General features: G+C 33.0%; 19 protein-coding genes. 17 read left to right on the top strand and 2 right to left on the bottom strand.

Annotation, left to right across the window (positions count from 1 at the left end):
* Positions 1-49 precede the first annotated feature (49 nt).
* From IPN31_13285 to IPN31_13220, 14 genes are all read left to right on the top strand, one after another.
* Complete coding sequence (locus IPN31_13285; GenBank protein ID MBK8682848.1) at positions 50-1276, top strand: hypothetical protein; 1227 nt, start codon at positions 50-52, stop codon at positions 1274-1276.
* Between the two features lie 20 nt (positions 1277-1296).
* Complete coding sequence (locus tag IPN31_13280) at positions 1297-1620, top strand: hypothetical protein (protein ID MBK8682847.1); 324 nt, start codon at positions 1297-1299, stop codon at positions 1618-1620.
* A gap of 18 nt (positions 1621-1638) precedes the next feature.
* Entirely contained in the window at positions 1639-3756 is a 2118-nt protein-coding gene (locus tag IPN31_13275) for a DUF362 domain-containing protein (GenBank protein MBK8682846.1), read from the top strand.
* Positions 3757-3762: 6 nt separating this feature from the next.
* The gene (locus tag IPN31_13270; protein MBK8682845.1) at positions 3763-4815 is read left to right on the top strand and encodes an NAD-dependent epimerase/dehydratase family protein; all 1053 of its coding nucleotides are present in this window, start codon (positions 3763-3765) and stop codon (positions 4813-4815) included.
* Positions 4816-4879: 64 nt separating this feature from the next.
* Positions 4880-5404, top strand: a complete 525-nt coding sequence (locus IPN31_13265; GenBank protein MBK8682844.1) for a hypothetical protein — start codon at positions 4880-4882, stop codon at positions 5402-5404.
* 115 nt (positions 5405-5519) lie between these two features.
* A complete protein-coding gene (locus tag IPN31_13260) occupies positions 5520-6413 on the top strand; it encodes a hypothetical protein (GenBank protein ID MBK8682843.1) in 894 nt (297 codons plus the stop codon).
* A 22-nt stretch (positions 6414-6435) separates the two neighbouring features.
* Positions 6436-7263, top strand: coding sequence for a hypothetical protein (locus IPN31_13255; protein MBK8682842.1), 828 nt, complete (start codon positions 6436-6438; stop codon positions 7261-7263).
* Positions 7250-7969 (top strand): hypothetical protein, encoded by a 720-nt coding sequence (locus tag IPN31_13250; GenBank protein ID MBK8682841.1) that lies wholly within the window; start codon positions 7250-7252, stop codon positions 7967-7969. Before IPN31_13255 ends, IPN31_13250 begins: the two co-directional genes overlap by 14 nt.
* 5 nt (positions 7970-7974) lie before the next feature.
* The gene (locus IPN31_13245) at positions 7975-8712 is read left to right on the top strand and encodes a hypothetical protein (protein ID MBK8682840.1); all 738 of its coding nucleotides are present in this window, start codon (positions 7975-7977) and stop codon (positions 8710-8712) included.
* 312 nt (positions 8713-9024) lie between these two features.
* Positions 9025-9213, top strand: coding sequence for a hypothetical protein (locus IPN31_13240; protein MBK8682839.1), 189 nt, complete (start codon positions 9025-9027; stop codon positions 9211-9213).
* 25 nt (positions 9214-9238) lie between these two features.
* Positions 9239-9370, top strand: coding sequence for a hypothetical protein (locus tag IPN31_13235; protein MBK8682838.1), 132 nt, complete (start codon positions 9239-9241; stop codon positions 9368-9370).
* A complete protein-coding gene (locus tag IPN31_13230; GenBank protein ID MBK8682837.1) occupies positions 9363-10619 on the top strand; it encodes a T9SS type A sorting domain-containing protein in 1257 nt (418 codons plus the stop codon). Before IPN31_13235 ends, IPN31_13230 begins: the two co-directional genes overlap by 8 nt.
* 466 nt (positions 10620-11085) lie before the next feature.
* Positions 11086-11946, top strand: a complete 861-nt coding sequence (locus tag IPN31_13225) for a tetratricopeptide repeat protein (protein ID MBK8682836.1) — start codon at positions 11086-11088, stop codon at positions 11944-11946.
* Positions 11909-12982, top strand: a complete 1074-nt coding sequence (locus IPN31_13220; protein ID MBK8682835.1) for a hypothetical protein — start codon at positions 11909-11911, stop codon at positions 12980-12982. The genes IPN31_13225 and IPN31_13220 overlap by 38 nt, the downstream gene beginning before the upstream one ends.
* 50 nt (positions 12983-13032) lie before the next feature.
* On the opposite strand, the gene IPN31_13215 is transcribed toward IPN31_13220, so the two are convergent.
* Positions 13033-14553, bottom strand: coding sequence for a T9SS type A sorting domain-containing protein (locus tag IPN31_13215; GenBank protein ID MBK8682834.1), 1521 nt, complete (start codon positions 14551-14553; stop codon positions 13033-13035).
* Positions 14554-14924: 371 nt separating this feature from the next.
* Here IPN31_13215 and IPN31_13210 point away from each other — a divergent pair, with 371 nt between their 5' ends.
* Complete coding sequence (locus tag IPN31_13210) at positions 14925-16805, top strand: hypothetical protein (GenBank protein MBK8682833.1); 1881 nt, start codon at positions 14925-14927, stop codon at positions 16803-16805.
* Between the two features lie 25 nt (positions 16806-16830).
* Positions 16831-18489, top strand: coding sequence for a peptidoglycan DD-metalloendopeptidase family protein (locus IPN31_13205; GenBank protein ID MBK8682832.1), 1659 nt, complete (start codon positions 16831-16833; stop codon positions 18487-18489).
* Positions 18490-18731: 242 nt separating this feature from the next.
* Here IPN31_13205 and IPN31_13200 read toward each other — a convergent pair whose 3' ends face one another.
* Positions 18732-18884, bottom strand: coding sequence for a lmo0937 family membrane protein (locus tag IPN31_13200; protein ID MBK8682831.1), 153 nt, complete (start codon positions 18882-18884; stop codon positions 18732-18734).
* Between the two features lie 867 nt (positions 18885-19751).
* Here IPN31_13200 and IPN31_13195 point away from each other — a divergent pair.
* On the top strand, positions 19752-21167 hold the full coding sequence (locus tag IPN31_13195; GenBank protein MBK8682830.1) for a tail fiber domain-containing protein: 1416 nt from the start codon (positions 19752-19754) through the stop codon (positions 21165-21167).
* The last annotated feature ends 19 nt before the right edge of the window (positions 21168-21186 follow it).

Genomic DNA, 21186 nt, shown 5'->3' with positions numbered 1-21186 from the left:
ATTTGAAGAATAATATTTTCAGTTAAAACTTCTGTAACCAATTCACTCAATGAAACAATATCCTTATTCCTTTCAAATTGCTTTAGATGGTAATGGAATTAATGGACTTGAGGGAATGGCAGGTGTTTGTAATTTTTTATTTGATCCTTCAGACAATTCTTTTGCGTTTAAAGTAAAATATTTTAATGGAATGGCAGGCGGGCATGCTGTGAGTTTAAGTCCGGATGGAAAGCATGGTTACATGGGTACTTCAGGTCAACATCTTGCCTTGTACGATCCACATTCCTTAAACGAATTAGACCGAATTACCACTCTTAATTTAGAAATTAATGATACCAGCATAAGAGGTAGTACGCATGTTGCCTGGCTTAATTCAACTGAATTTATTGCTGCTATCGGCGATTACTTTTACAAATTCAATATTAATAATTTAAGAAAGGGAGAAAAGCTCGGAGCCCATAAACTGATGTTGCCACATAGCATGAAGTTTACTGCTTCTAAAAAATATTTATGCTACGGCAGTATGGATAATCCAACATTTGGCAAAAATGGTGAAGCAAAAATGGTGGGTGTACTCGATATGGAAACAGGCGAGGCCACAAAAATTGATCTGCCTGCTACTTGCTGGCATTTAATTCCGCATCCGCAAAAAGATATTTTTTATGCCGTTTCATTTCGTGTGTTACCGCAAGATCATCAGGATTATCACGAATGGGCAATTGCATTTTTTAAAGAATACGCTTTTGAAATTGATGCAAAAGAAAAAAGAGTGTTACGCCATTGGTGTTGTAGTCGTGAAATACCTTCACATATTAATTCTGATGTTACTATTTCTGATACAGAATTAATATTTTGCAATGGAGGGAGTCATACAATCGTATTTATTGATTTGAATAATTTTTCAGATTTTAGAATGATTGATGAAAAGCCGGATTTTTCGGAGTTATTAAATCATAAAAGAACCGTGTCTAATACTATTTTTGATGTGATGCTCAGAGGTGGAGTTTTTACTAGTACTAAACATATTTTAACTGCGCTGCGAGTAAGCCGTTTTCGTTTTATGGATTCTATACATGCCTGCCAGTTATCCGACAATCAGCAATTATTATTTACAGCAAACAGAGGTATGAATCATATCACCATTTATGATTATCCCTCATTAAATAAAAGGATAAGAGTTAATATGCCCGACATACAGGAGTTTACTCCTTACGCAACAAAAATGGCAGATCCCAGATTAGGTTTTCATCATAGTTATTTAAAAAGTCCGGTATAAATTATTTTAAAAAAAATATTATGAAAGACGAAAAAAAAACATCCAACCCATTTGACAACATTTTTGATTTCTACTTTGAGCAAGCAGAAAAAGCAGAGCCACAAGTGAAGCAAGGAATCGAAGATTGGTTTATACTCTGCGATAAGGTTGCAGAACAAACTATTTCTTTGCAAAATAATTTGTTTACTTCTACTGCGGATAAAAAAAGCAATAACGATAATGTTATTCAACAGAGTAAATCCTTAGCTAAAGTAATTATTGCCACACAAAAGGAACTTGCATTAAGTATGACAGACTTTGCATTTAAAGGATTGCAGACGTTAAAGAATACAAAGAATAAATAGTCAAACTGCAATTGCAATATGCCTGAATCAAGAGTTTCCATTGTTACCAGCAGAGAAGATGATATGTTTTTTCTCTTTGATAACATGCTTAATACATCGGGTTTTTGGAAAGCTATTGAAGCAAAAAGAAAAAAATTAAAAAAGACGAAACAACATTTCCGGATACTTATAAAGCCGGATATTGATTTTTTTGTTCTCAATTCTTCCACTTGTATTCAACCTGCACTTGTAGAATATTTAATTGATACACTTGTAGAAAAAGGATTTGTAAACTGCGTGATTGCAGGTTCTGATAATTCCACTGATTTCTATCTTGAAAATCGTGATGTAAATATTCTGGCAGATCTTGTCGGATATAAATATATTACTCCGGGAAATCATCCTTATGATATTATTAATCTGAGTGAAAATTTATCACCTGCAAATTTTGATTCTAATTGTGTTTTAAAAAATGAAATGCTTTCTGCAGATTGGCTGGAAGCAGATTTTAGAATTATAATATCTAAAAATAAAACCGATGAGGAATTTTATTATTCACTTTGCCTGAATAGTCTCATTGATATTCTTCCTGAAAAAGCAAAGCATTTTCATTATTATTTTAAATATAAACCGGATGAAGTTGCGCTTGCATTGTACAATCGCAATGAAGTGGATTTCTGCATTATTGATGCGTATGAAAGCAATCATGGTTCGCTGGGTGCTTTGCATCAAAATCCTATTGAAACCAAAACATTTATTGCCGGTAATCATGTCTTGTTAACTGATTGGGCTGCGGCTTTAAAAATGGGACTGGATCCTTATGCATCTTCCATGAATAGTTACGCATTAAAAAATGCAGGACTTCCGGAAAATTATAAATTAACGGGTGATCTTTCTATTTATCCTGAATGGAAAAATGTTTCGCTTACATTTTCAGAATCTGTAAAAGCAAGAAATATAAATCCGGTAATGCGACAACTTTCTCAAGCTTGGTTACAGGAAATTGATACAGATATTTTTCCTTTTAAAAATATTGCAGATTCGCAAGTGAATAAAATATTATCGCCAATTATAAAAAATATTGATGAACATCCTTTAGCTTATTCTGCACTTATATTTTTAAATTACTCTTTAGGTAATATTCAAAAATTTATTGAGTCGTGGCAAATATTATATGATAAAGAAAAGGTGTTCAGAAAAGATACCGACTTGGGATTTGATCCCGCAGAATTCAGCAGCAAAAATTATCAGGATGTTGTAAACTATATTAAACCGCTTGCACAAATAGTTGAGCATATTGAACCCGATGCAAATGGGTTGAAATGGAGATATATCGATGATTCAGTATTGTTTGAATATACACGGACATTACCTTACAACTTCTCTGCATTTATTGCCAAAGTGGATATTGCACAAAGTGTTCAATTCATGTTTGATAATATTGGTGGAGCTCGAATTCCTGTTAAGTATAATCAAAAAAATAAAATCATTCATCAGGCAGAAAGAGATTTGTATTTACCGCAACCCAATTGGATGGTTTTTTTCGGTGGAAAATATATTGACGTTTGTAAAATTGAATGCATTGAATATGCAAGCAATAAAGAGACAATGTATTGGCGAACAATCAAGAGTTTGAATAACTCTGCGGATTATGATGATGGCATGGTGGAAATAAGTGCAGCCGGAAAGAATATTACGCAAATAAAAATTGTTGCCCGACAGAAATTCACGTTGCCTTTATTTTTTCAGGTAATTAACATGGATTATTTACCTAAAGTAAAAAATGCCTTGGTATCAGATGCCTACAATAATTTCTTTTCAAAAACTATTGCAAATTTTGAAGCAGCATATGAAGGTCGCAATGTAAAAGGCGGAAAAACTATTGACGAAAATTTCATTGCACATAATGAATACAATCAACCATTTGAAGCTGAACAATTTAAAAATGTAATTGCTGTGTTTAGCGGAATAATTGAAAAGTGGGTAAATAGAAATAAAAAAACTACGGATGAGTTGGGAGCAGTTACTGATGAAAATGGTTATCGGCATTTTGGCGGAAACACGGATAAAGATGCTGCGGATATTCTTAAAGAATTTGCAAGTGGTGTATCAGATGCACTTAAAAAAGATATGAAATATTTAACCGGTAATAATTAAATAACATTGAAAGTATTTGTCACAGGCGCAACAGGATTAATTGGTAATCATCTGGTAAAAGAATTACTGGCAAATGGTGATGAAGTAAAAGTATTTGTGCGTAAAACAAGTAATCTTGAAATTCTATCCGGCTATAATGTGGAGTTTGCTTTTGGTGATATCAATTCAGAAGAAGAATTAACAAAAGCTGCAAAAGGCTGCGCACTTATTTATCATACTGCCGGAGTTTTTGCGTATTGGGGTTATGATGAAAAAACATTTATAGCAGAAGCAAAGCAATCCATGGAAAATGTAATTCATGCAGCAGCAATAAATCATATAAGCAGAGTTGTTTTTACTTCTTCATCTGTTACACTTGGGGCAAGTGATACCAAAGAAATATTATCAGAAAATAAATCCGGTAATTTTAATGATGCACCTGCTTATATTAAAGCAAAAGTGATTCAGGAAAACAGTGCATTTGAAACAGGAAAGAAAAATAATGTGGAAGTAATTGCGATTTGTCCAACCATAACAATTGGCGCTCCCGATTTTCATTTAACTGAGAGCAATCGCATGATTGTAAATTTTTTAAAAGATCCTTATAAGGCTACATGGATAGGGGGTTGCAATATTGTTAGTGCAAGAGATATTGCAAAGGCGATGATTTTATTAGCTCACAATGGAAAGAGTGGAGAGATATATATTGCAGGAAGTGAGAATATGGAATGGAAAGAGATACATAGCATGATTTCAGAACTATGTGGTATGTCCGGTCCTTATTTTGAAGTGCTGCATACATCTGCATATTTATTATCTGCAATGCATGAATTCTTATATCATTTCACTAACACCCGACCAACATCAACTCGAGAACAAGCAAAAATGGTTGGTAAATATTATTGGTATAGTTCTGATAAATTAAAACAATTAGGTTATTCTCCTCAATCAGCCGAAGATGCTTTTATAGAAACTATTTCTTGGTTGGTTACCTCAGAACATATTCCGGCTTCGCTAAGGGCATCAATAAAACTATCAGAAAAGATTTATGCATATAGAAATAAGAATATTTCTGAGTAACATTTATTTTGATTGAGGATTAAATAAAATTATATTTGACTTAACATCACCCAATAATTAATTCATGGATTTTACAACGGTAAGTATATTAAAAATTCCAACTGAACAAGTTTGGGAAACTATGTTAAATCATCTGCCTGATATTGCCGAAGGAGTTGCTGAGTTAAAAACTATAAATGTAATTGACAGAATACAATTGCCAAACAATACTAACACTGTAATTAGTATCTGGACTGCATCACCACAACTGCCATCATTTGTAATAAAATATATTAAACCAGATATGCTTATTTGGACGGATACCGCAGTTTGGAATACCGCAGACAAAATCATTAATTGGAAAATTAAATCTCACTACTTTGAAAATGCGATGCAATGTGAAGGAACCACCGAATTTATTTCTGCATTGGGTGGCAAAGGATGTCGCTTAACATTTAGTGGAAGTTTACATATTGATGCTACACATATTTTGCCCGGAATAGGTATGCTGGATAAAACAATTTCAAAATCAATTGAAGGAATTCTTGCTCAACTCATTCCATCAAATTTTAGAAAATTATCAGGATCAATTGAAAAATATGTGCAATAATAAATTGACAAATTTTATATGCATTTAAAACATTAACACAATCGTGCATAAATAAACCTTCGACGTTATTGTACTTTTTATTTTTAATAGTTACATTTGATAAAACAAAAAGAATATGTCAACTTCATTTTCTATCCCATCAAAATATACTTTCACACTTGCAGGTGGCTTGTCCATAACTGCAATGGATGTAGAAACGAAAGTAACAGGTGATCCATCAAAACCTGTTGCGGCACTTATAACCGGAGACTCTTCAAAACCTGTGGCGACATTAGTAACAGGTGATTCTTCAAAACCAATTGCTACACTTGTAACAGGAGATTCGTCGAAGCCTATTGCAACATTAGTTACAGGAGATTCCTCAAAACCGGTTACTGCATTAATTACCGGAGATACATCAAAACCAGTTGCAACAATTTCTACATTACAAGGTGATCCTGCAAAACCAATTTCAACAGCAATTGATCTTTTAAATTTTCCAAAATTTACATTGGATGATATTAAAGAACTTGCTATACCGAAAATGAGAGTGCGCATGCCCAATTATTCGCAAGCATGTTTTAAAATGTTAGGAATGGAAATATTTTCATTTTGCGTGAGTGGTGAATCACAGGCAATTACTGAACCTTATATTCCCAATTCTTTTGAAAAATGTGAGGATGGTTGTTGCGAGCCTGACACCCGACCTTTTCCCGAGCAGCAAACACGAACAGATAATGTAATTACAAATACAACAAATATTAAAGAGGTGGCTACGGATGCAACAAGAGATGCAAAAACTGATTCAACTCGAAATGTAGATACGGATGCAACAAGAAAAGCGAAAACGGATGCAACAAGAGATATAGCTACTGATGCAACGAGAAAAGTAGATACCGACACTACCAGAAATGCAAATACAAATGCAAAAAGAGATACCAATTCAAATGCTAATAGTGGTGCATCTACAAATGCAACAAGAAAAGCAAAAACAAAGGCAACACGGACCGCCACAAGAAGAAATAAATAAATTCATAGTTTAATTTTTAGTTATGCTTAGAGTTGATAGCAAAAAGTTTTCAAAACATGTCACATGTTCGGAAAATGAAATTATTCTTTCAGGGCCACCTGATGAATTGGCGGGTTATATCACCTTAAATAATGCAATGGATGAATCTGTTTTTATAAAAGATATTGCATTGCATTCTACCGATAAATCTGAAAAAAATAGAAAAGCATCTGTTCCAAACATGCAGAATAGAATTCAGATTAATACTGCCTTATTACCCCAATCAAAAAAATCTTTTGAGATGTTGCATCAATTAGATTCTACAACTCCTCCCGGCACTTATGAAATGATGATGGAGATAGGTGGCGAATTAAAAAAGGCAAAGTTAATTGTGCATGAAAATCTGGATATTCAATTTACTCCGGATCATCTTACGCTTTCAGGTATAAATGCCGGAGCTGTGCATACCCGAGAAATTAATTTTGTTAATCAGGGAAATATTCCGGTTACAATTCCAAACATCCGCCATAATACTATGCTTGACATGGATATTATTTGTAGAAACTTATCCAATGCGGTTCGTGAAAAAGGTACTGAAGGAACTGAAGCCACATTAGATTCTTTTGTGAATGGAATAAAAAAAGATATGGCTGATTGGGTAAAAATTTCAATTAAAGAAGCAGGTGAAGTGATAGAGCCGGGAAAAAATATTTTACTGCATGTGCAAATAGAATTACCAAAAGATTTGCAGGAGCAAAGATTTTATGAAGGTGAAATTCGCATATTCAATCAATTATTAAAATATCAGATTGTACAAAATACTACACCACGAATTAATAAAATTCAAAAAGCAAATTATGAAAAACAATAACAAAGGTATTACCGATATATTCTCAAATTTTCAAAATTTGAATGATGCTACATTAAAAATTATGAAAGATAATTTGAATGCAAATACAGAATGGTGGACTGAATTCGGGAAGTTATTTTCCAACCCGGGTGAAAAAAAATCCAAATCGAATCATGTACCCGGATGTAATTGCAATGACTGTTGTCCGCCTTGCAATGAGTGTCCTCCCAATTGTCTTATCTCAATTCATCGGGAAGCAAATGCAGGCGAAACAATTAAAGTACCCTTCAAAATAAAGAATGATTTCTTAGTTGCAAAAACTTATCGCATTGGTGTGCGCACAATTTATGATGCAGATGGAAATACAATTAATATTCAACCAACACTTGATAAAATCACTGTTACCCTGCAACCCGGTGCATCGCAATTAATTACTATGACACTTCAGATTTCTGCGGATTATATGCCCGGTTATAGCTACGAAACTGAAATTGTTATTCGGGAAAAAGATGTAAATCAAAATATTTGTTTTTCACTTGCAGTAAATGCGTTTGAAAATATTCCTGTTGCATGTCCGAGAAATGAAAAAGATTATTTTATTAAATGGCAAAGTTGGCAAAGCCATTTTTATTGTGAAGAAAAGCTACCGGTTTCAACTGTAACTCTTAATCCTGTTGTTGAAGGTCAAATAGTTGGCAACAAAGTAAATCTTCAAAGAAAAAAATAGAAGTTATGGAAAATGATAATATCAATGAATTACTGAATTCTTATAAATCACTGTTGGAAAAATCCGGGGAGGCCAATAAAGCTATAATGGATGAGGCAGGTGAAATATTCAAGAAAATTTTAAATAATAAATTAGAACTGAGTCAAATCAGTAATTTCAATAACGAAGTAATGAGTAATGCGGTGTCGAATTTAATGCGCTTAAATATTGCATACACTGAAAATTTATTAAACCTGAGTGTTATCACATCGAAAAGCATTAGTAATTTTTTTGATCAAGATAAATCTACCGCCAACACTAAAGAAAAGGAACAAGTAGTTGCTGAAGAGAAAATTCAATATACCAAGAATGTAATTAATATTTTAGCACATCAAGGAGAAACGGTTTCCACCTATTTTACAATTGAAAATGGTGAGCGTCGTGTACAAACCGGAAGATTTATTTACAATACATTCATTTCAGAAAATGGCAAATCTGCTGCAGGTATTCAATTAAAAATTAAGCCTGCAAAATTCGATTTACCCGCCGGGCATTCCACTGATATTGATATGATAATAACTGTTCCCGAAAAAATGATGGCAGGTAATTATATGAATTCAGTAATTATTGAAGGAATAGAAAATTCTGAATTTGATATTGAACTGGAAGTAATAAAAAAGACAGTGAAAAAAACTCCTGCTAAAAAAAGTAAACCTACTACAGCCGCTAAAAAATCGGTTTCCGCAAAGAAGTCAAAAAAATGATATAGTATAAGGTATCTCTAAATTGACAATTGACAATGAAAAATAAACTTAGACTATTGACTTTTGACTATTGACAAAAAGTGTTTCGGGTTTCGGGTTTCAGGTTAAAAAAAACTCATCATTGATCACTCATCACTGATTTTTTTATTCACCTTTCACTATTCACCATTCACAAAAAAAACTCATCACTGATCACTCATGACTAATTTTTTACTCACCATTCACCACTCGCTATTCACTAGAAAAAAAATTTGCATTTCGATAAATAAAACTCTACACTTGTAAATCCAATCAACTTAAAAATTAACTGCCATGAGTAATTTTTTACACAACCCGGTTCTCAGAAACTCACAACCAGTTGTTTTCAATATGGATATATTTGAAGATGATCCATCTACTGAAGTTCAAATGGGCGCAGAAACCCATAACATAATTTTATTAAATCCTGCATCTAATACTGCCTATTATAGAAATGAATTTTTTGATATTGTAAATTATTGAAGTATTTAATATTTCAGGACAAAAAATGGATATCAAATTCAATTTAGAAAGTCAATCAATTGATATAAGTAAAATTAGTGAAGGATTTTACTTAATTAAATTTATAACAGAAGAAGAAATCATCACAAAATCTTTATTAAAATTGAATTATGAATAAATTATTAATTCTAATTTTTTTTCTGATAAATTGTGCCTATGGTTTTTGCCAATGGGAACCAGTTTTTCATAGGGAAGGATCTCCTTCTTTTAAAGAATTATTTTTTTTTAATCAAGACACAGGTTTTATAATAACCTATAATAGCCTAATTAATACTTATGATGGTGGTAATAATTGGGAAGAACAATTTATGGATAATGTTTACTTTCAATTTGCGGATGTCGTTTCAGATTCTTCTGCTGTCATTTGTTGCAATTATGAATTTGATAGTCTTTTTGTTACAACGAATAGAGGTGTCACTTGGATAAAATATCCAACTAATTTGGAATCATTCATACCAATATCTGATATAGATTATATCAATCTACATAAATCGCTGGCAATTTTCCAGTCGGGGTCATTAATATATTCAATTCAAGGTGATTTCCCTTATGGATATATATATTCATACTCATTGATGGAAGCAACAGGTATAGTTAATGTTATTACTATGATAAACGAAGACACAGGTTATGTTTGTGGCGAATTAATTGGTTGGGATAATATAGGAACGGTATATAAAACTACAGATGGAGGATACTCATGGTTTAGCAATAATGATATGTTTGGACCAACTTATTTTATGCAATTTACAGATGTAAATACTGGATTTGGCTGGGGTTACGATGGTTTTTGTAGTACAACCAATGGAGGGCTTAATTGGAGTTTTTATGATATTAATATAGGTATAGAATATAAATATCGATCCGAAGGGCAATTATTTTTTTTAGATAATTTATCTGGATATACCTTAGTACATGATGTAAAGATTGACTCCAGCCATATTACAAGTTTGGTTAAAACAAATGATGGCGGATTGAATTGGTATCGAACTGATTTTATCTTATCAGATTTTGATTTTGGATATCAAGATTTATATTGTTTTAATGATGATACTTGCTTTATACTTACAACAAATACAATATACAAATCCGAGAATGCAAGTGCACCGGATTTAACCATAAATATTTTAAATGAAACCAGAGAATTATTTCATTTATCTCCCAACCCGGCCACTACCATTCTTCATTTACAATTAGCATTAAAAGAAAATAATTACACCATCCAAACATTTAATTTAGTTGGAGAATTAATGCCAGTAAATTTTCAAAACAATCAAGCAGATATTTCTCACTTGCCACCCGGCATTTATTTTACAGAAGTAATTACCGAACAGGGTAGGGCAGTGCAGAAATGGGTGAAGATGTAAGTAAGCAATTGACAGTTGACAATGGACAGTTGACAATGAAAAAAAACTTAGAAAATTGACTTTTGACATTGACAAAAAAAGTGTTTCGGGTTTCAGGTTTCAAGTTAAAAAATTATCGTTCGTCTTTGCATTAAAAGGCTATTGGCTTTTGGCTTTTGGCGATAACTTTGACTATTGACAGTTGACTATTGACAGTTGACAATGAAAAAACTCATCAACGAAATTCATTATTGATTACTCATCACGGATTTTTTTTATTCACTACTCACCACTCACTATTCACTAAAAAAACTCATCACTCATTACTAATTTTTTATTCACCATTCACCACTCACTATTCACTAATAAAAACTCATCACTGATCACTCATAACTGATTTTTTTATTAACCACTCACCACTCACCACTCACCACTCACTACTCACCACTCACTTTTCACCATTCACTTTTCACTATTTTTATCCTCAATGAAGCCCATTTTAAATTCTATTCACTTTAGTATCGCTCTGCTGATAACTATACATTCTTTCGGACAGCAAAATATTGATTCTTTAAAACACATTATTGATTCTTCCTCTGATGAAGTTCAACTTATGCAGACTTATAATGATTATGCTTTTTTATTCGTCAGAAGCAATCCCGATACTGCAATTTTTTATGCAGAGAAAGCGCTAGCACTTGCGGAGAAATTAGATAATACAATCGAAAAATATTCTGCTTATAATGGAATGGGACTTTCTTATCACACTAAAGGTTTATACAAACTTTCAATAGATAATTATAATAAGGCATTACAAATTGAAAAAATTAAAGATCAGGATAGGGCTAAACTGTATCACAATATTGCGCTTTCGTATAGATCAGAAAGTAAAAATACCGATGCATTGAATTATGAATTAAAAGCCATCAATATTATGGAAGATAAACAAGATTCGCTTGTACTCGGTGTAGTGTATCAATCCTTATGTAATATTTATCGTGATCTCGGGGATTTTAAAAAAGGAGAAGAGTATATTTTAAAATCTATAGCTATATATCAAAATATGAAATCTGAAGGAATGGATAATCTGAAAGCTTTTCTGGCAAATAGTTATAGTGGTTATGGAAATTTATTGCAGATGTCAGGCAGGTTAAATGAAGCGGTGGAAATGCATAAAAAAGCAATTGCATTACATGATGAATCCGGGGATATGTACAATCAGGCAATTGCTTATGAAAATTTGGGTGATGATTATTTGATTCTTAAAAAATATGATCTCTCTATTGCCAGTTTTAATCAGGCAAAAAAGAATGGCAGAATTAAATTCTGCAACCGGTGTAGGTTATGAATTATTAAATATAGCAAGCGTGTATAAAGAAACCGGAATGTATTCTAATGCATTGCAAAATTTAGATTCTGCGTTGCAAATTTTTACGGAAATTTCCGTTGACAATTATCGTCTGAATGTATATCAATTGCAATATCAGATTTATGATGAAATGCATGATGCCGAATCTGCTTTGGCTGCATATAAGCAATACAATAATTTAAAAGATAGTTTGAATTCATTAGATCAAACAAATGAATTATTAAGATTAAAAGAGGAATTTGAAACTACAGAAAAAGAGCAGCAAATACTGTTGCTTGAAACTGAAAATACATTGAAGGATAAAGAAAAAAGCGAACAGATTGTTTTAAGAAATATTGCTATTGGTGTTATTGCACTTTTACTTGTTTTCGGTTTATTGTTGCGCAATCGTTATCGCATTAAACAACAGGTAAAGCAATTGCGCATGCGCAATGAAATAGCTATTGATTTGCATGATGAAGTAGGCAGTTCACTCAGTTCAATTAAAATGCTAAGTGAAATTGCTTCCACACAACATAACAATGAAAATTATTTAAATGAATTGTTGAGTAAAATAAATATCAATGCAAAAGAAACCGCTGAGAAGATGCATGACATCATCTGGATGATAAATCCTCGCAACGACCAGATGGAAAATATTCTGCAACGCATGGAAAAATTTTTATTTGAAATGTGTACTGCAAGAAATATACTTTTTGAATTTCAGAATAATATGTCAGATGATATTGAATTAACTATGATTCAACGAAAAGATATTCTGTTGATTTTTAAAGAAGCAGTGAATAATGCAGTGAAATATGCAGAGGCTAAACAAATTATTGTTACAATAAATCATACACAGCATCAGCTTTTGTTATTCATTACAGATGATGGTAAGGGTTTCGATATTAATACAATCCAGCCGGGCAATGGTTTGGATAGTATGCAAATGCGTGCTAAAGAATTAAATGGATTATTAAGTATTAAATCGCAGTTAAATCACGGTACTGAAATTTCTTTAAATGTTCCTCTGTAATTTATGAGTTACTTCATTCCAATGCAAACACAATTTAATTGCAAGCATTTTTATTGCTTTACAAATCCGGCTACTAAGTGATTCCCATTATTTAATTCCATTTTTAAAATATAAAATCCCTGAGGAATATCTTTTATAGATAATTGATTTATTGAATTATTAATTGTGAAAGTGTTGACAATTCTGCCATCATAAGAAATTATTTCAGCAGTCTTAATAATTTCATTACACTCAAAATTTATTTGATCTGTTGCAGGATTAGGAAAAATTGAAATTATATTTTTCGATGTAGTTTCAGTTATAGCTACTGGTGTATCATTACTTATAATTCTGGTTATGAAAAAATCATCATTTCCCGATAATCCATCTGTATATCCTAGCACTACAATTTTTCCATCAGGTTGAAGAAGCATATCGGTTCCAATAATATCATCTTCTTCAATAGTGCCCGGTACATTAATTTTAAATTGACCCGGTAAATCATTAGTAAAGGAAGAATCTAATGAGCCATCGTTCAATAATTTGTAAACTGTGGTATAATGATTTTCAGTTAAAAGATATAATTGATTTTCTGTATTTGCCTCAAGTTGTGCCACATGAAAACCTATACTGCCTGAAAGATAAACATATCCATTATCGCCAAATTCAGGTTGCAAAATTCCTTCATCATTAAATTTAATTGCCATTATAAAATAATCGGGAGCAGCAGCCAGATTTCCCGCTGCAAAAATATTTCCATCACTTCCTAAAGTCATTTCTGAAATTTGAAATTGACCATGTTCAAAATCCGGTTCGGGATATAATATACCTGCATCGCCAAAGCTGGCATCAAGAGAGCCATCAGGTAGGAAACAACAAATGAATGCATTAAAAGGAGAAAACATATCTTCCGTGTGACCGGCAGCAAGAATCCTTTCGTCAGGCAGCTCCAATACACTATTGAAAACAGTGCGCTCATTAATACTTAAAGTGATATAGTTAAAAAGATTGTCGAAACTACCATCTGCATTAAAACACATTAGCCCTGCACCGTTGGCATAAACAACATCTTCACCTGCGATAATATATCTTCCGGAGTTGCCATGACAGGAGGCATGCGGTAAAAATTTTTCAATACTTTCTGCTATAATAATTCCATCAACACCAAAAGCATTATTGACTAAACCGTTTTCTAATATATCCTCATTGAACGGACTATAAACATCTGCTTCAGGGATAACTATACCTGTAAGCCTGTACCCACCATCGTGAGCAAAAACATTAACATAATCATCTGAAATATCAATATCATAACCTTGCACTCCATCTACACCAAAATCCATATCATGCGAACCATTCGAATTAAACCGATGCAGATTTGCTCCATCGCCATTAAATTGGTTGAGCATAATTAGTTTTCCTGAACCTTCATCATAAATAATATCGGTGGGGATTTCAATTTGATTAACTCCGGCATAAGTATCAGGGCCGGTTACAAAACCATTGCCGTTGAATGTAGGATCGTAAGATTGCGCAAGTGTAATTTGTGTAGCGAATGTGCTTATGACAAAATAAAAATAAAATGGTTTCATATTTTTTTTATACAAATGTATGGGGAAAAATTATTGTGTACCATCCCCAAATCGGGTGAGTGAATGTTGTATTCAAAATTTATTCGGTAACAGTTGAAAAATCTAATTTATTAAAGTAAATGAAAGCGATAGAAAATTCCTTTACCATTATAAAAGTGATTCAAATTGTTTTGTATTCAATTAGTATTTCTACAGAAAATAATAATACGGAATAAGATAATGCGGGAAGTAAGAATTATAGCTTAGAAATAATAAGTATAATTACTGCATTACAATTTTCCTTATTCCCCCAATCTCGGTATTTCCAACACTTCTTACTGAGCATACTTTTGCTTTTGTTAATCATTTATTAAAACATAAAATCAAAACGTATGAAAAATTCTATTCTACTATTATTCATTATTGCTTTAGGATTTAGTATAAAGTCCACAGGACAAAATATTTTTCCGGCAACAGGAAGTGCGGGTATTGGAACTTCCACACCAGTGAGCTCTGCTATCCTTGAATTGTCTTCCACTTCACAAGGTATGCTGGCACCCCGAATGACGAAAGCTCAGCGTGATGCAATTGGATCTCCTGCAGCAGGTTTATTAATTTATCAAACGAATAGTCAACCGGGTTTTTATTATTATTCAGGGGCTGCATGGACAGCTTTAGCAGGTAAAGGACCTAACAAACAATTGTCTAATCTATCTGCAACTTCAATTAATGAGTCATTAATACCAAATGCCAATAATACTATAGATATTGGTGCTGTTGGTTTAAATTGGAATGAAGTGTATGTGAACTCCATTAAGTTTATGGATGGCACAACACAATCTTCTGCATCCGCAGGTGGAGGTGGTGCTGAAACTGATCCACAAGTAGGAACAAACACTACCAACAAAGTTTCTAAATGGGATGGTTCTGCATTAGTAACCGGATCTATTAATGATGAAAACAGCCGCATTGGTATGGGTGATATTAATACAAATGCCAAAGCTACTTTCCGCAATCGTTTAAGTTTGTTCAGTACAGAAGATATGGCAGTATATGCAACAGACCAAACTGTATCCGCAGGTGGTACAGTTACCACGCATGCCACAAGTATTTTAGGATACAATTCAAGTGGCCTATTGTTTTTTGATACACCTGTAAGTCATGTAGGAAATTGGAGTTCTGCCACTACCACAACAAACTCTGCTGCTGTATATGCCACAAACAGTTCAAGCGGCACAAGTAATTATGGTGTAATTGCAAAAAGCACAGGAGTGGGAACTACGAATTATGGCTTATGGGCTAAAGCAACAGGTGCTACAAATAATTACGCAATCATTGTTCCTGATGATGGAGGAAAAGTGGGTATTGGAACTGAATCGCCAAGCGCTAAGCTCCATACAAATTCAGTAACAGGTGAATCATCATTTGTAGCTGGAGTAAATGGCGTAAAGAAATTTATTGTAGGTAGCAATGGCGGTATATCCATGTTTACAAGTGGTTCTGCTCCAATAAATGGATTATATATAAATGGTGTTACAGGTATGGGTACTTCATCGCCAGATTCAAGACTGCATATTAATTCTTCATCTGGAGAAGATGCAATGCGTGTGCAAGTAAATGGTTCTACCAAACTGCATGTAAATAGTAATGGAGGCATCGCTATGTTTTCTACTTCAACACCTCCGGCAAACGGATTATATATTAATGGAAATACTGGTATAGGAATTAGTGCTCCTTCAGTTAAACTTCATGTTTCCGGTGGCTCTGATGCGGAATTAGGTTCAGGTGGATATTTTATTATTGGTTCTACAACATCTACAAATATTGTAATGGATAATAATGAAATTCAAGGTCGTGATAATGGTGCTGTTTCTAAATTATATTTCAATTATGAAGGTGGTGATATTGCTATGGGGGTACTTGGTGGTAATGTAACCATCGGAACAAACACTGCTGCTTCAGGATATAAATTAAGTGTGGATGGCAAAGTAATGTGCGAAGAATTAAAAGTGCAATTATCAGGTTCATGGCCGGATTATGTTTTTAATGAAGACTATAAATTAATGCCATTAAATGAATTGGAAAACTTTATTTCTGCTAACAATCATTTACCAAATATTCCTGCCGCATCAGAAATTGAAACCAATGGTTTGGAAGTGGGTGAAATGCAAAAATTGATGATGGAAAAAATGGAAGAGTTTACTTTATATCTTATTGAAATGAAGAAAGAGAATGATGCATTAAAAGCAGAAATTGAATTGTTGAAAAAATAATTATTCATCACTAAATAACAATGACATGAAACGAATTAATTTCAAACTAAAATTCTTGCTCAGCATGGGTTTAGTTTACGCTTCGTTATCATCCTATTCTCAAGCAATTATTTTGAGTGATGATAAAATGGCGGGTTGCGATATGGAATATCAATTGGAGCAAGGGTACTCTTCACCTACTGAATCAGGTGGCTCCACAAGTGCAAATAGAACAGTAAGTGTCCCGTTATCCTGGCCACTACGAATGAGTGATGAATACCGTGAAGTTGATGGCGTATATTCTTATTGGTACATCTCCAATTTTGCAGATATAAATCATACTGAAGGCTCAAGAGAAGATTGGATGTGTAACACAGGAAGTAATGCGAAAAATTATGATCAACACAATGGAGTAGATATAGTACCATTTCCATTCGGCTGGCAAATGATGGATGATGAAAGTGTTGATGTAATTGCCGCAGCAGATGGTGAGGTAATTGAATGGTTTGATGGAAATAGTTTTGATAGAAATTGTGCTACACCACACTCCTTTGTTTACGAGTCTTTTAATGGGGGCTATTATGGAAATTTTATTGCGTTGGAACATTCCGATGGTAGTGTTACTGTATATGCACATTTAAAGATTGGTAGCCTTGCAAATATTTCTGTTGGGGATGATGTAGTAAGCGGTCAGTACCTAGGAAAAATTGGTAGTGCAGGAAATTCTACCGGACCACATTTACATTTTGAAGTTAGGCCATGTGAAGGATGTTCTTATATAGAACCTTGGTGGGATAGTGAAGGATGCAATGATGATGTTACCGAAAGCCAATGGATAAGTCAGCAGCCTTATGATGAACCTCAAGTATTGAGAGTGGCTACACATGATGTTACTCCCAGTTATAAATCGTGTTCAGAATATGAAAGTGGTGAAAATGAAAATGTGAATTTTTCTAATCATTTTAATTCTGCCGGCACTATTTATATGAGTGTTTCACTGCGTGATTTTTTGGTGGGAGATAATTTTACTATTGATATTCTTAATTCATCAGGCACTTCAATATATAATTCAAGTTATACAACCCTTTCTAACAATCAGTCGATTACATTAATGTTTTCTTACACTTATGTTTTTTTAGCCACCGGCACTTACAGAGTGAAAGTGGTGCATGATGGAAAAACGTATGATCATTACTTTTCTGTAAACTGTCCGGGTTCACTTACTTTATCAGGTGCGCAGAGTGGACATAAAGCATATATTACCGGCGATCACACGAATGCAACAGCTACAATTTCCGGTGTAAGTTCTAATATTATTTTATACCAAGCAGCAGACTATATTCAATTAAATGCAGGATTTGTTGCTACTTCCGGTTGTGAATACAAGGCAGAAATAGATGATTGTGCAATTGGCGGAATGAAAATAGCGAATACAGAAGAGTTGGAAATTAAACAAGATGCATTTAATGTATTTCCAAATCCATCCAATGGTATTTTTACTTTGTATTATAAATCAGATATAACAGAAAATTATAGAGTTTTAATAAAGAATATTATGGGAGAAACAATTTATGATTCCGAATTTTTTATGGGAAATAATGAATTAACCTATTCTGTGGATTTACAAAATCATGCAAAGGGAATTTATCTTATAGAACTCTATCATGGAAATAAAATAGAAACTCAAAAAATTGTGCTACAATAATTAGCATCGTAGTTTTAAAAATAGATCCAATTAGTATTAGTAAAAAAAACTTCAGCAGATTTCTGCTGAAGTTTTTTATTTCCTGGCTTTACACGATCTGTGATTTGTTTTATAATCACTATAGTAGATTGAATTTTTGAAGATTAATAATTTTAATCGTGATTTAAAGCTTACAGTTAAATTTATTCAGCTAATAATAATTATTCAAGTAGCGCCTTTCTAAAAGGTATAAGTAAATGAATTTACGCCGCACTTCCTCTTATCAATCTGAATAATACTGCAATCACTGCGAATACAAGTAGTATATGAATAATACCTGTTAAACTGTATGCAAATACGCCTATCGCCCAACCTATAATAAGAATCAATGCGATAAAATAAAGTAGTCCACTCATAATATTAATTTTTTGGTTATAATATTCCTAAGGGGAAACATTATACCAAACATTTGAAATTACCTGTGAACCTAGTAGGGGAGTGGCGCTTACATTGATTTAAACAATTAGCTCACATATAGTAAATTGTGTAATCCGTTTCACACTCGGGGAAATTATTACACAAAGTGTATCGGGTATCGGGTATTAAGTATTGGGTATTTATGATTTACGATTTAATTTCATTTCATAAGATTGTTATTTAATTATTCTTTTGGTGTATTAAGATTTATGAAAAAAAACGAAATCATTTTTCTAATTACTTTACCTAATTTTAGAAACTATTACTATGCATAGAATACAATTTATAATATGGATTTTCCTGCTTTGGATATTGAGTTCCTGCGCCACCAATAAAGGAGGCAACCTCCATATTGTAAAACTTTCCATGGAAAGTAAATCATAGGAAGTAATAGTTAAAGAAAATTCTATAATTGCATTTATAGAAAAAGAAATACAAATTATTGCAGGAATATTTAACTCATTTGAATTATATTATTTGTTACTAGCCTTATTATAAAATGAATGATATCCAGTTTAATAACCAAGAATATGTTTTAGTATATTCTATAACAATTTTAATCTTAAACCAAGTTACAAACTTTTACAAATGCTGCAGATTTGATTATTAATTAAGTTGAATAAAAATTGCATGATAGGTATGGCTAAATTATTTAAAATGTTTTTAACCTCTAATTAATCATGGCGGAGGAATTTATAGCTGTAAGGTAAATTTCAAGGTAAAATTTATTTATTAAATATTTTTTTGCAAAAATGTACAACCTATTAATCTTTAATCTAATTTGGCATTCTAAAAACTTAAAATTTATGTTAAAAAACATTACACTCACATTGGCAACATTTTTAATGCTTGCCTTAGTAAATCCAGTTTCTGCACAAAACACTTATCCGGGCTCCGGAGCAGTGGGAATTGGTACACTTTCACCTAACTCATCATCTTTATTAGACGTCACCTCTACTTCCAAGGGTGTTCTTTTGCCAAGGATGACTAAAGCACAAAGAGATGCTATTTTAACTCCTTCTGTAGGCTTACTGATCTATCAAACTAATTCAGCACCGGGATTTTATTATTACAATGGTTCTGCGTGGACAGCAATTTCCGCTAAAGGTGCTAATACAGGCCTTTCAAATTTGAGTGCCGGTGGAACTGCAATTAATCAAGCTCTTACACCTGCAACAACTGGCGCAATTGACTTGGGTTCTAAAACCAAACGGTGGGATGAAACTTACACGCAATCTGTAGATGCAATTAACAACAGCGCAGATATTGAAACAGGAAGTTTTGTAAATCAATATTTAGCTGGAGATTTCGATCCAGTTGCTGTATTTGCTCAAGCTGATACACTTGATACATTTGGTTATGGCGTATTAGCTTCCGGTGGATTTGCTGGAGCTTTTGGCGTTGGTTATTTCGGAGTAGCTGGTATCGGTTCTCCGGTAGGTGTTTATGGGGAAGCAATTGATACAATTTCTGATTGGGCAGGTTATTTTATTGGAGATGTAGGTATCTCCGGTGGTTTTTATGATATCTCAGATCGTAAATTCAAAACTAAAATTGAGCCTTTAACTGGTAGCTTGGATAAGTTGATGCAATTAAATCCAACATCTTATACTTTTAATAATGATGCTGAAACTGTTTCATTGCGTTTAAACGGAAAATCTGAAATGGGATTAGTTGCAGATGAACTTGAAAAAGTATTTCCTGAATTAATTAAAAATTCATTTGTACCAATGCGCAAAAATCCAATCACAGGCGAACAATTTCCTGAGATTGATTACAAAGGCGTAAATTATGTTGGACTAATTCCTGTATTGATTGCATCTATTCAGGAACAACAAATGGAGATAGAAGCTAAAGATGCTGAAATTCAAACTTTAACTGAAAGATTGGAAAGATTGGAAACAGCTTTTGCAACTGCAGATGGTGATATTAAAACTATTGCAGGATCAAATTATTCTAACCTTGCTTCTTTAGATCAAAATTCACCTAACCCGTTTAAGTCATCAACAGTTATTAGTTATAACATTCCTGAATCATTCCAGAATGCATTTATAAAAGTGTATTCTATAAATGGTGCTGAAATGAAAACTGTAAGTGTAAGTGGAACAGGTAAAGGAAATGTTCAATTAGATGGTGGCAGCTTTGCACCCGGAACATATACTTATCAGTTAGTAATTGACGGTAAAACTATTGATACCAAACTGATGGTAATTACGCAATAAGATTTATTAAGTTTAAAAA

This window comes from Bacteroidota bacterium, from assembly GCA_016715425.1.
Classification (GTDB): domain Bacteria; phylum Bacteroidota; class Bacteroidia; order Chitinophagales; family BACL12; genus JADKAC01.
The sequence above is the reverse complement of the archived record's forward strand: the minus strand, read 5'-3'. Positions and strand labels throughout refer to the sequence as shown.

Bases quoted from the DNA above. Each gene is read 5' to 3' on its own strand.
- IPN31_13285 (MBK8682848.1), top strand. From the start codon at position 50: ATGAAACAATATCCTTATTCCTTTCAAATTGCTTTAGATGGTAATGGA.
- IPN31_13280 (MBK8682847.1), top strand. From the start codon at position 1,297: ATGAAAGACGAAAAAAAAACATCCAACCCATTTGACAACATTTTTGAT.
- IPN31_13275 (MBK8682846.1), top strand. From the start codon at position 1,639: ATGCCTGAATCAAGAGTTTCCATTGTTACCAGCAGAGAAGATGATATG.
- IPN31_13265 (MBK8682844.1), top strand. From the start codon at position 4,880: ATGGATTTTACAACGGTAAGTATATTAAAAATTCCAACTGAACAAGTT.
- IPN31_13260 (MBK8682843.1), top strand. From the start codon at position 5,520: ATGTCAACTTCATTTTCTATCCCATCAAAATATACTTTCACACTTGCA.
- IPN31_13255 (MBK8682842.1), top strand. From the start codon at position 6,436: ATGCTTAGAGTTGATAGCAAAAAGTTTTCAAAACATGTCACATGTTCG.
- IPN31_13250 (MBK8682841.1), top strand. From the start codon at position 7,250: ATGAAAAACAATAACAAAGGTATTACCGATATATTCTCAAATTTTCAA.
- IPN31_13245 (MBK8682840.1), top strand. From the start codon at position 7,975: ATGGAAAATGATAATATCAATGAATTACTGAATTCTTATAAATCACTG.
- IPN31_13240 (MBK8682839.1), top strand. From the start codon at position 9,025: ATGAGTAATTTTTTACACAACCCGGTTCTCAGAAACTCACAACCAGTT.
- IPN31_13235 (MBK8682838.1), top strand. From the start codon at position 9,239: ATGGATATCAAATTCAATTTAGAAAGTCAATCAATTGATATAAGTAAA.
- IPN31_13230 (MBK8682837.1), top strand. From the start codon at position 9,363: ATGAATAAATTATTAATTCTAATTTTTTTTCTGATAAATTGTGCCTAT.
- IPN31_13225 (MBK8682836.1), top strand. From the start codon at position 11,086: ATGAAGCCCATTTTAAATTCTATTCACTTTAGTATCGCTCTGCTGATA.
- IPN31_13220 (MBK8682835.1), top strand. From the start codon at position 11,909: ATGGCAGAATTAAATTCTGCAACCGGTGTAGGTTATGAATTATTAAAT.
- IPN31_13215 (MBK8682834.1), bottom strand. From the start codon at position 14,553: ATGAAACCATTTTATTTTTATTTTGTCATAAGCACATTCGCTACACAA.
- IPN31_13210 (MBK8682833.1), top strand. From the start codon at position 14,925: ATGAAAAATTCTATTCTACTATTATTCATTATTGCTTTAGGATTTAGT.
- IPN31_13205 (MBK8682832.1), top strand. From the start codon at position 16,831: ATGAAACGAATTAATTTCAAACTAAAATTCTTGCTCAGCATGGGTTTA.
- IPN31_13200 (MBK8682831.1), bottom strand. From the start codon at position 18,884: ATGAGTGGACTACTTTATTTTATCGCATTGATTCTTATTATAGGTTGG.
- IPN31_13195 (MBK8682830.1), top strand. From the start codon at position 19,752: ATGTTAAAAAACATTACACTCACATTGGCAACATTTTTAATGCTTGCC.